This is a genomic window from Halorubrum wangae (assembly GCF_051194135.1).
Taxonomy (GTDB): domain Archaea; phylum Halobacteriota; class Halobacteria; order Halobacteriales; family Haloferacaceae; genus Halorubrum.
The window spans coordinates 104331-115551 of sequence record NZ_JBLZNH010000003.1; the positions used below are offsets into that span (position 1 = coordinate 104331).

9 protein-coding genes are annotated in these 11221 nt (G+C 68.7%); 3 read left to right on the forward strand and 6 right to left on the reverse strand.

The annotated features are described in order from the left end of the window. Window positions 1–2 precede the first annotated feature (2 nt). Complete coding sequence (locus tag ACNS84_RS10565) at window positions 3–839, reverse strand: ABC transporter permease (protein ID WP_435074830.1); 837 nt, start codon at window positions 837–839, stop codon at window positions 3–5. Further along, window positions 836–2002 (reverse strand): ABC transporter ATP-binding protein, encoded by a 1167-nt coding sequence (locus ACNS84_RS10570; RefSeq protein WP_435074831.1) that lies wholly within the window; start codon window positions 2000–2002, stop codon window positions 836–838. Before ACNS84_RS10570 ends, ACNS84_RS10565 begins: the two co-directional genes overlap by 4 nt. A gap of 61 nt (window positions 2003–2063) precedes the next feature. Between ACNS84_RS10570 and ACNS84_RS10575 the strand changes: the two genes are divergently transcribed. Then, complete coding sequence (locus ACNS84_RS10575) at window positions 2064–2528, forward strand: DUF8743 domain-containing protein (protein ID WP_435074832.1); 465 nt, start codon at window positions 2064–2066, stop codon at window positions 2526–2528. A 40-nt stretch (window positions 2529–2568) separates the two neighbouring features. Here ACNS84_RS10575 and ACNS84_RS10580 read toward each other — a convergent pair whose 3' ends face one another. Further along, entirely contained in the window at window positions 2569–2739 is a 171-nt protein-coding gene (locus ACNS84_RS10580; protein ID WP_435074834.1) for a DUF8101 family protein, read from the reverse strand. 257 nt (window positions 2740–2996) lie between these two features. Here ACNS84_RS10580 and ACNS84_RS10585 point away from each other — a divergent pair, with 257 nt between their 5' ends. After that, the gene (locus ACNS84_RS10585; RefSeq protein ID WP_435074835.1) at window positions 2997–4742 is read left to right on the forward strand and encodes an L-lactate permease; all 1746 of its coding nucleotides are present in this window, start codon (window positions 2997–2999) and stop codon (window positions 4740–4742) included. A 122-nt stretch (window positions 4743–4864) separates the two neighbouring features. Here the strand turns inward: ACNS84_RS10585 and ACNS84_RS10590 are convergent, their stop codons facing one another. Beyond that, window positions 4865–7966, reverse strand: a complete 3102-nt coding sequence (locus ACNS84_RS10590) for an FAD-binding and (Fe-S)-binding domain-containing protein (protein ID WP_435074836.1) — start codon at window positions 7964–7966, stop codon at window positions 4865–4867. 111 nt (window positions 7967–8077) lie between these two features. Here ACNS84_RS10590 and ACNS84_RS10595 point away from each other — a divergent pair, with 111 nt between their 5' ends. Beyond that, window positions 8078–8446 carry a VOC family protein gene (locus tag ACNS84_RS10595; RefSeq protein ID WP_435074837.1) on the forward strand — a complete coding sequence of 123 codons (369 nt, stop codon included), beginning with the start codon at window positions 8078–8080 and terminating at the stop codon, window positions 8444–8446. A gap of 300 nt (window positions 8447–8746) precedes the next feature. Here the strand turns inward: ACNS84_RS10595 and ACNS84_RS10600 are convergent, their stop codons facing one another. Both ACNS84_RS10600 and ACNS84_RS10605 read right to left on the reverse strand, forming a co-directional pair. Next, window positions 8747–9658, reverse strand: a complete 912-nt coding sequence (locus ACNS84_RS10600; RefSeq protein WP_435074838.1) for an HpcH/HpaI aldolase/citrate lyase family protein — start codon at window positions 9656–9658, stop codon at window positions 8747–8749. 139 nt (window positions 9659–9797) lie between these two features. After that, window positions 9798–11219 carry a PKD domain-containing protein gene (locus ACNS84_RS10605; RefSeq protein ID WP_435074839.1) on the reverse strand — a complete coding sequence of 474 codons (1422 nt, stop codon included), beginning with the start codon at window positions 11217–11219 and terminating at the stop codon, window positions 9798–9800. Between the last annotated feature and the right edge of the window lie 2 nt (window positions 11220–11221).

The following is an 11221-nucleotide window of genomic DNA, read 5'->3' on the forward strand; positions in this document are numbered from 1 at the left end:
ACTCAGTAGTCGCCCAACACGCCGAGGCGCCGCGCCCGCCGCGTCGCGTAGTGGAAGACGACGTAGCCGCCGAGGAGGTAGCCGACCGCGACGGCGAGGAGGAGCGCGAGGTCGGCGAGCCCGAACTCCCACAGCCGGACGCCGTCGACCATCGCCCGCTGGAGCATCGCGCTCCCGTGCGCCAGGGGGAGAACGCGGGTCCACGGCGCGTCGAGGGCGGGCGCCGAGATCAGCACGACGAACCCGAACTGCAGCAGGTTGAGCCAGTTACCGATCCGCTTGTACAGCACCGTCACGCCACCGGCGGCGAAGCCGAGTCCGAGCACCGAGGTGATCGCGAGCCCCGCGACGGGGATCACCGTGAGCGGGTCGAGGCTGAGCCGCGTCCCGGTGAGCACCAGCATGACCGCGAGGACGACCGCGCTCGTGAGGAACGTCCGGATCACCTTTGCGACTCCTTTTAAGAGGGCCACCGGCGCGAAGCCGAACGGCGTGGTGATATGCCGCTCCAAGGTCCCCCACTGCACCTCGCTGCCGATGTCGCTCGACACCGACGAGTACGCGCCGACCGACAGCGTCCACAGGAAGTAGCCGACGATGATCCCGGAAAGCGAGTCCGTCAGCGCTTGCCCGGCCAGCAGCCGTCCGCCGTAGAAGAGGACGCCGAAGAAGAACAGCGCGACGACGATCCCTCCGATCGCGTTCGCGGGATAGCGGACGAAGATCAGGTACTCGCGGTAGAGGACGGCCCGCGCGAGGTGGAAGTAGGTGGCCGGACGCGGCTCCTCGTCGGGGTCGGCGGCCTCAACGGCGGTCGCCGACTCGGCGTCCCGGCTCACGACGACCGCCCCGTCGGTTCCGGTTCGGGGCGATCGGTCCCGGCCGTTCCGGTCCCGGCCGTTCCGGTCCCGGCCGTTCCGGACCCGACCGCCCCGTTCGCACTCGCACCGTTCCTGACCGCTCCGCCTCCGCCCGGCTCTATCCCGGTGAGGTCGACGAACACGTCTTCCAACTCGGGACGCACCGTGCCGATGTTCTCCACGGTGACGCCCGCCTCGCGGAGCGCGTCCATCAGGTCGTACAGGGCGTCACCCCCGGCGGCGACCTCGACGCTGGTCGGGTCGCTCGCGTCGGGACCGGCCTCGACCGACCGCACGTCGAACGACGCTCTGAGAGTGGCGACGACCGCGTCGTCGATGTCGGCGCTGACGACGCGGACGACGTCGCGCTCGGTCCCGGAGAGGAGCGCCGCGACGGTGTCGTCGGCGACGATCCGCCCGTTCGACATCATCACGACACGGTCGCAGACGTCCTCGATGACCCCCATGTCGTGGCTGCTGAGGACGATGGTGAGCCCCTCCTCGCGCGCGAGTCGGCGGAGTTCGCGGCGCAGGGTCCGAGAGCTCTCCACGTCGAGCCCCAGCGTCGGCTCGTCGAGGAAGACGAGGTCGGCGCCCCCGGCGAGCACGCTCGCCAGCGACACCTTCTGTTTCATCCCCCGAGAGAGCTCTCGGACCGGTGTGTCGGCCTTGTCGGTCAGTTCGAGGCGGTCGAGCAGCCGGTCGTGCCGGGCCCGCACCGAGTCGGGGTCGACGCCGGCGATCGTCGCGAAGTACCGCAGGTTCTCGCGGACGGTGAGCCGCCAGTAGTCGTTGCGAGCGCCCTCTAACATCGCGTCGACGTCGGCGTACGCCGCCCGGCGCCCGTCGCCCACGTCGGTCCCGAACACCCGAACCGTGCCGGCGTCGGCGAGGACGATGCCGAGCGCGCACTTGATCAGGGTCGTCTTCCCGGCGCCGTTCGGGCCGAGGAGCCCGACGATCGAGCCGCGCTCGACGGTCAGGCTGACGTCGTCGACCGCGAGCACCGACTCCTCGCCGCTCCCGAACCGCTTCGAGACGCGTTCGATTTCGAGCGCCGGGGGGCCCGAGGGGTCGCCGCTCGCTCCGGCGTCGTCGCGCTCGCGGGGATCCTCACGGCCGCTCGCCGCGCTGCGTGGCATTATCTCCGATACGTGCCGAGCGCGGATATACCCGCGTCCGATGCCTATCGGAAGACAGCCGATGGACTCGGACCGATTCGCCGCGGACGCGCCCGACGACGACGCGCCCGGCGACGCGCGGGTCTGCGTCGTCGCGACCCGGCGGGACACCTTCGAGCGCTGTCGCGAGGGGTTTTACCCCGCGCCGCGGTCGTACGACCGCACCCGCGCCGACTTCGAGTACATGGCCTTCTACCGGACCGCGCCGGTGTCGGCGATCACCCACTACGCCCGCGTCGTCGACCGGGCCGAGCAGACCCGCGGCGAGCCCGGACCGATGGACGAGACCGACTGGGCGGCGCTGATCGACCCCTTCTCGGAGGAGCACGTCGTCGTCGTCTTCGAGTTCGACGAGTTGGTCCCGCTCGACTCGCCGGTCGAGAACGACGCGAACGGAGTGCGGGGGGCGTGGTACTGCACGGTGGACGACCTGCGAGCCGCCGCCACGCTCTCGGCGCTCTCGACGCGGGCGGACGGGACGGAGTGAACGGATCGCGAGACGGCCGGTTTCGACGCCGCCACCCGACTCACTCGCTCGGGAGGCGGGCCGCGGCCGCGTCGGCGTAGGCGGCCGCGAGGGCGCCGTCGGAGAGCGCCGCGCTCGCTTCTCGGCAACCGTGTCGGAGCCGGTCGCGGCGGTCGCCCAGCGGGAGCTTGTTCGTTGCGGTCCATATCCGAGGTAGTGACGCGAGCGGCACGACTTCTCGGTCGGACGGGCGACCGCGGGAGTTGTCAGCGTCCTGAAGGCCTAATATGGAAAATATCAGTGATAAAAGGATCGGTCTGGGGAATTTTCGCGACACAGGACGGGGACGACCCGCGGGACGAGGCCGGTCGAAAAAGTGACCTTTTATAATTAATGAACGTGATGTACTCCGCGTCGCATGTGGATGATAACCTGTGACATGAGTCGTCGACGGAATCGAGTGAACGAGAGTGACTGCGGAGGCAGCCCATGACGACCGGGATCGACGTCGCCGTGGCCGCGACCCCGCTTCTGCTCGCGGGGATCCTCCTGATCGGGTTCCTCTGGCCGGCGACCCGCGCCATGCCGGTCGCGTGGGTCGCCGCGATCGGGGTCGGCTACTTCGCGTGGAACATGCCGGTGAACTGGCTCGCGGCGGCGTCCGCCGTGGGCGTGATGACCGCGATCGAGATTCTCTGGATCGTCTTCGGGGCGCTCGTGCTGTTGTACACCCTGATGGAGGCCGGGGCGTTCGACCGGATCAACCGCGGGTTCGCGACCGTCAGCGACGACAGGCGCGTGCAGATCGTGCTGATCGCCTTCTTCATGGCGACGTTCATCGAGGGCGCCGCCGGCTTCGGGACGCCGGCCGCGGTCGTCGCCCCGCTCCTGTTGGGACTCGGCTTCCCGGCGCTCGCCGCGGTCGTCGCCGGGATCATCGGACACATCATCGCCGTCACGTACGGCGCGGTGGGGACGCCGATCGTCGTCGGGATCCAGAGCCCGATGGAGAGCGTCGAGTTCACCCGCACCGCGATCCAGGAGGGCGGGATGACCGTTCAGGAGTTCTCCGTCAACGTGGCGGCGTGGGCGGCGACGTATCACGCCTTGGTCGGGTTCGTGATGCCACTGTTCGCGGTCGGCATGGTCGTCTACTTCTTCGGCGACCCGGACGACCGCTCGCTGGCGCCGGCCTGGGAGGTCGCGCCGCTCTGTCTGGCCTCCGGGATCGCCTTCGCGGTCCCGTACTGGATCTCCGCGTGGTTCCTGACGGCCGAGTTCCCGTCGCTCATCGGCTCGATGGTCGGCGGGGCGATCATCCTGAGCATCCTGCGCGCGGGGTACCTCCTGCCGGACGACGAATGGAATTTCCCCGACCGCGACCGCTGGGAGGACCACTGGGTCGGCGATATCGAACCGGGGCAGTCCAACGGATCGAACGAGGGCGCCTCTCCCGAGGCGGAGGCGGCCGACCTCAGCGGCGGTGAGAACATGTCGCTGCTGAAGGCGTGGTCGCCGTACGTCCTGCTCGTGGTCCTGCTGGTCGTCACCCGCGCGGTCGGACCGATCTCGAACTTCATCAACCGCGACGTCTTCGTCGTCAACTGGGGCGGTATCCTCGGCACCGACCTCAGCGGCGCCGTCGCGTGGATGAACGTGCCGGGCTTCTGGCTGCTCGTGAGCGCCGTGCTCGCGATCCCGATATTCAGTATGTCCGGCGAGGAGGTCAGTGACGCGTGGAAGGAAGCCGCCCGGAAGATCGTCTCGCCGTTCATCGCGCTCGTCTTCGTCATCGCGATGGTACAGGTGATGCTCCAGTCCGGCTCGCATCCGGGCGCGCCCGAAGTGGGGGGCATGATCGTCCTGCTCGCGCAGACGACCGCCGACATCCTCGGCGTCGCGTACCCCGCCGTGGCCGCGCTGATCGGCGCGCTCGGCGCCGCGATGGCCGGGTCGAACACCGTCTCGAACATCACCTTCGGCGCGTTCCAGTTCGAGGCCGCGACGCAGCTCGGGCTCCCGCGGACGATCATCGTCGGCGCGCAGGCCGTCGGCGGCGCCATCGGGAACCTGGTCGCGATCCACAACCTCGTCGCCGCGCTGGCGACGGTCGGCCTCCTCGGACAGGAGGGGCGGGTGATGCGGCTGAACATGATCCCGCTGCTGTACTACTCGACCGGCGTCGGCCTGCTGTGCCTGCTGTTCAGCTACGTGCTGTTCCCCGGCGTGTTCTGAGCGCGGGATCAGTGCGGCGGTGCGACTTTTTTTATAAGTAGCGAGCACCGACTCAACAGCCAACATCTCCAAAGCCCCGCACGGCACTGTACCGCGCCTCACGCCTCCCCAACCTCGGCGACTCAGTCGTCGGCGGGCGACGGGCTCGTCGCTCCGGAGGCGCCCGCCTCAACGACGGCGTCCGGCGCCGGTCCCGTCACCGCCTCGGCGACCTTCTCGATCGGGTGTGGCGGGTTCTCGGCGTCGCCGTCGCGGTCGCCGAGCTGCGACCGGCAGGACGCGCCGGGCGCCGTCACCGTCTCGCCGTCGCTCTCGTCGACCTGATCGAAGAGGATCCGACCGATCGCTTTCGAGAGGTCGTAATGCTCCGACTCGTAGCCGAAAGAGCCCGCCATCCCGCAACAGGAGGAGTCGAGCGGGTCCACCTCGTAACCGGCGCGCCGGAGCACGCCGACCGCGTGGTGGTCCTTGTTCGTCGCCTTCTGGTTGCAGTGACCGTGGTACGTGAGCGACTCCGAGGGCGCGTCGAACGCCAAGCGCTCGTCGACGCGGCCGGCGTCGAGGTACTCCAGGACGCCGAAGGCGGCGGCGGAGACGGCCTCGACGTCGGGGCCGTCGAGCAGGTCGAGGTACTCGTCCTGGAACATCACCGCGTCCGAGGGCTCGATGAAGACGACCGACTGTCCCTCGCGGACGCGGGGCGCGAGCGCCGCCACGTTGGTCTCGGCGCGCTCGCGGGCGGCGTCGAGGAAGCCGGTCGAGAACGCCGCGCGGCCCGACGGCGCGAGGTCGTCCGGCACCTCCACGCGGACGCCGGCCGACTCCAGCACCGCGACGGCGGCCTTTCCCGCGGCCGGGTAGCTGTAGTTGGTGTACGTGTCGGGGAACAGCGCCACCGTGTCGGCGGCCTCGCCGGGGGCGACCGTCGACCCGCCGCGCGACGCGAACCACTCCTCGAAGCTCTCGGCGCGGAAGGTCGGCAGCTCGCGGTCCGGGGCGATCCCGGCGATCGCGTCCATCACGGTTCGGGCGCCGGGGAGCTTCGCCGCCGCGTTCGACACCGGCGCGAGCGCGCTCCCGATCGCCGAGAAGCGGTCGATGTCGCGGAAGAGCCGCTCGCGGAGGCTCGATCCGTCCTCCTCGTGGTGCTCGTGTTTGACCTCGGCCTTCAGCTTCGCGAGGTCCACGCCGGTCGGGCAGTCGCTCTGACACCCTTTACACCCGACGCAGAGGCCGAGCACCTCCTCTTGGAACCGGTCGGAGTGGATCTCGTCCTCGTCCAGCTCCCCGCTGATGGCAGCGCGGAGCATGTTCGCCCGGCCGCGAGTCGTCTGGATCTCCTCCTCGGAGGCGCGGTAGGTCGGACACATCACCCCCGAGTCGGTCTCGCGGCAGGTGCCGCAGCCGTTACAGAGTTCGACGAGGTGCGAGAAGCCGCCCTCGTCGTCGAAGTCGAGGGTCGTCTGCGGCTCGATCGACTGGTAGGTGGGGCCGTAGCGGAGGTTGTCGCGCATGTCCGTGTCGGCGGCGGTGTCGGGGTACCCCCGCTCGGCGGCGGTCTCGCCGTCGACGTACACCACTTTGCCGGGGTTCATCCGCCAGTCGGGGTCGAACGTCGACTTGAGCTCCTGAAAGGCGCTCCAGAGGGCCTCGCCGTACATCTTCGGGTTGAACTCGGTGCGCGCGAGGCCGTCGCCGTGCTCGCCCGAGAAGGAGCCGTGATGCTCCAGCACGAGGTCGGTGACGTCCTCGGAGATGGAGTGCATCTTCTCCACGCCCTCCTCCTCTTTCAGCGAGAGGATGGGACGGATGTGGAGGGTCCCGGAGCCGGCGTGCGCGAAGTACGCCGCCGAGGTGCCGTGCGCCTCCAGCACCTCCTCGAACTGCCCGACGTACTCCGCCAGCTCCTCGGGCGGCACCGTCGCGTCCTCGATGAACGGGTACGGCTTCGGGTCGCCCCGCATGCCCATCAGGAGCGGGATGGCCGCCTTCCGGAGCTTCCAGATGTCGGCCTGGTCCTCGGGCGTGTACGCCTCCAACACGTCGAACGCGTCGCCCTCGTCGACGAAGTGGGCGTTCGTGTCGGCGATCGCCGCCTCGAAGTCGTCGACGAGCTCCGAGTCCCACTCCAGCATGAGCGCGGCGGCCGCTCGGTCCGGGATCGGCTCGGCGTACTGGGCGAACTCCTGTGATCCGGCCGCGAGCGAGAACACCTCGTCGTCCATCAGCTCGACCGCGCTCACCGGGAACTCCAACGCCTCGGGCACCGCCTTCATCGCGTCGACCAGCGAGTCGAACGTGTACAGCGCGAGCGCCGTCTCCTCGGGGCGGGTGACGAGCGACACCTCGGCTTCGACGATCGTGCCGAGCGTCCCCTCGGCGCCGACGAACAGCTTCGAGAGGTTGATCACCTCCTCTCCCTCGTCGTTCTCGTAGATGACTTTGTGGAGGTTGTAGCCGGAGACCGAGCGTTTGAGGCTCGGGTACTTCTCGTCGATCTCCGCCCGATTGTCATCGACGAGCTCCCGGACCGTCTCGTACAGCGCGGCCTCCCGGTCGTCTTTCGCCATGATCTCCTCGTACTCCGGCGAGTCGAGGACGACCTCCCGGGTGTGGAGAAGCGAGCCGTCCGCGAGCACCACCTGCAGCTCCTCCGTGTACGCGTCGGTAATCCCGTACCGCACCGAGTGCGCGCCCGTGGAGTTGTTGCCGATGCCCCCCACGACGGTCGCGCGAGCCGACGAGGCCGGGTCGGGCGCGAACTTCAGCCCGTCCTCGGCCAGCCGGTCGTCGAGGTGATCTTGTACGACGCCGGGCTGGACCACCGCCCGACGGTCATCGGGGCGGATCTCGCGGATCTCATCCATGTACTTCGAGAAGTCGAGCACGACACAGCCCGGCCCGACGGTCTGGCCGCCGAGCGAGGAGCCGGCGCCGCGCGGGATGACAGGAACCTCGTGGTCGGCCGCGACCCGCATCGTCGCCTGCACGTCGTCGACCGAGCGCGGCGTCACGACGCCGGCGGGGCGGGCCTGATAGATGCTGCCGTCGGTCGCGTACAGCACCTGTGCGTACTCGTCGAACTGGACCTCGCCGGCGACGCGCTCGCGGAGGTCCCCCGCGAGCGCTCGATAGGCCGGCACGTCCGGTCGGTCGTGACCGAGCGCGGCCGCCGACGTGTCTAGGTCGGGTGTGTCAGCTCCCCACGCGTGCTCAGTTGCCATGGTACAACTCGGAGTCGAAAGGAGAATAAAACCTTTGTTCATGACGAATGTTCGACAGCCGGGCGTCGTCCGCTGGCCGGGATTTATTATCCCGCCGGGTCACGGCCGCCCATGGAGATTCTCCACACGTGTCTCAACGTGGCGGACGCCGACCGCACCGCCGACTGGTACGTCGAACAGCTCGACTTCGAGCGGTCCTGGGAGTTCACGACCCCCGACGGCGACACGCGCAACGTGTACGTCGCCGACGACGCGGGCGTCGAGTTCCAGCTGTCCGACACCGACGGCGAGGCGCCGAGCGCGGATGGTGACCGCTACGACCACGTCGCCGTCGGCGTCGACGATGTTGACGCCGCGTTCGAAGCGATCGATCATCACGGCGTGGTGACGGCGCCGAGCGACCAGCCGGCGGCCGGCGCGCGGACCGCATTTATAAAAGATCCCGACGGACACACGGTCGAACTCATCGAGCCCTTGTGATCGGCCGCGAATGCGAGACGCGGGCGTCACCGAGGCAAAAACGACAAGTCATCTCATCGCAAAGCAGAGTCGCCGAGTTAATCGGCACACAGGGGAGGAGCGCCCATAATCAGAGGCACAGCTTCTCCCCTTTGTACCACTCATTACGAGCGGTTTTAGCCATATAACTGTGGCTTCCGATAATCGATAGTCATCGCGTGACGTTTGAGACGGTCTCCGTCTGACGCGCGCGACGCCTTCAACCCTCTCGCATCGCGCGGTCCGTCGGCGCGGAGTCACGCCGAGAAGGAGAGCGTCAGTTCAGAGAATTCCGGCGGCCTCGGCGGTCTCGACGATGTCTTGCGCCATCTTGTTTGTCGCCTCGTCGACCATCTGCCCGTCGACGCTCACGGCGCCCTTGCCCTCCTCCATCGCCTCGGCGTAGGCGTCGACGATTCGCTTGGCGCGCTCGGCGGTCTCCGGGTCCGGCGCGAACACCTCGTTGCCGATCTCGATCTGCGACGGGTGAATCGCCCACTTGCCGTCACAGCCGATCATGTTGGCGTTCTCGGCGGACTCGCGGAAGCCGTCGGCGTCCTCGATGTCGGCGTACGGGCCGTCGAGACACGGGAGGCCGGCCGACTTGGCCGCGGAGTTACACTCCGACAGGGCGTGGTGCCAGTAGTGACCTGGGTACTCGGGGAACTGACCGATGTCGAGGCCGGGCGTGCCCATCGCCGCGGAGTAGTCGCCCGGGCCGAAGATGATCGAGGAGAGCCGATCGGAGGCGTGCGCGATGTCGTGGACGTTGTGGATCCCCTCGCCGTCCTCGATCTGCGGTTCCAGGCCGATGGCGCCGACCTCCAGTCCGTTGTTCACCTCGACCTGTTCGAGCAGGTTCTCCACGGTGTGGACGTCGCTCGCGGACTTGACCTTCGGAACGATGACGTCGTCGATGTGCTCGCCCGCCTCGCCGACGACCGTGATCAGGTCCTCGTACCACCACTTGGTGTCGATGCCGTTCATCCGGAAGCTGAGAACCTTGTCGCTCCAGTCCTCCTCGCGGGCAGCCTCGATGAGCGGTTCCCGCGCGTCCGGCTTCGCGTTCGGCGCGACGGAGTCTTCGAGGTCGAGGAACACCTCGTCGGCGTCGCTGTCGGCCGCCGAGTGCATCATCTTCTCGTCGCTTGCGGGCGTCGCGAGCTGTGTCCGCCGAAGGGTAACGTCCGTCATTATCACGAGACCATCACGTTCATCCATGAAAATAAAGCTACCTTACGCGGGGGTATTTTCATCGAATCGAAATCAAGTACAAGCGGAATACACGGTGCGGGCTACGCCCGCGCGATAGGCGTGCCGTGAGCGCACAGCGTCAGCGATCCAAACGTCGGACCGCGGCCACGATGAGCAGCGCGAACAGAAGCGCTCCGACCACCGCACCGAGCGTCGTCAGCGAGAACAGGCCGGGCTCTTCGACCGGGGCAGCTTCGTCCGTCCCGGTCGACTCGACCGCGACCGTCGTCGTCGTCGAGTCGGTCTCGCCGGCGTCGTTGGTGACCGTGAGTTCGACGTCGTACTCGCCCGGCTCCGCGAACGTCGTCTCCGTGACGCTCCCGGTGGTCGCCTCACCGTCTATCGTCCAGTCGTATGCGACGATGTCGCCGTGCTCGTCAGAGGAACTCTCGCCGGAGAGCGAGACGGTCTCGCCGGGCGCGATATCGCTCGACTCGACAGCGATCGCCGCCTCCGGTCGGCTCACGGCCGACACCGCGAACACGGAGAAGCCCGGCGTCTCGGCCGCCAGTACGATGTCGCCGCCGTCGCGGTCGACGACCGTCGTCTCCAAGGCCTGCCACTCGCCGTCCGAGTGGCGTGAGAGCCGGAGGTCATCGACGTCGGTGCCGGCCCCGGTGAGTTGGTCGGCGCTGATTCGAGTCCGAATCGTAGCCGGCGTGTTCCGCGCTTCTTCCGGGACCGTGATCTCGACCACGGAGACGCCGGCGCCCGGCGGCTGTCCGGTCGATTCGGGTGCCGACGCGAGTTCGACGACTCCGACGTCGCCTTCGACGGCGCCGCCGAACTCGATTCCTTCGACCCCCGTCTCGCCGGCGAACACGACGCTACTTGACGCACCGTCGGGGCTCGCCTGTACGGTCGCCGCCTCGCTCGCGACTGCTGTCGCGCCCGGTGGCACTCGAGCCACGTCCTCGACTGACGGCCCGTCGGTCGGCGCGTCGCCCGGCGAGTCGGTGTCGCCGTCGCCACTGGGGGCGTCAGGTGCGCCACCGCTATCTTCTCCACCGGGGGCACCGCCGCCACCAGTGGATCCGGAATCGGCGCCGTCGCCCGGATCGGCGTCCGAATCGTCACCGTCGCTCGGAGCGCCTCCGTCGTCCGAGTCGGGCGCCTCGTCGAGTTCGAGAGCAACCGCTTCGTTCGCGCCCGACTCCCACGTCGCCGTGCCCGCCACCGTCCCGGCGACGCGGAACGTCACCTCATCGGCCGGCCCGTCGACGGTGAGTTTCTCGTCGAACGCGCCGGAGCCGCCGAACGAGCCGTCGGCGTCGCTTTCGATGCTATCGCGCACCTCGCCGTCGACGACCGCCTCGACGGTGACCGGACCGTCTAGGTCACCCTCGGCCACCGTCACCTGTCCGTAGTACGCCGCAGGCGTGGACGGCGGCCCGTCCTCCTGGTCCTGGCCCGCGACGCCGCCCACAACCGCACCGCTGGCGATGAGCCCCACAAGGGCGACCACGAGCGCGACCAGCCCGAGCGCGCGTTTGATGTTCATCG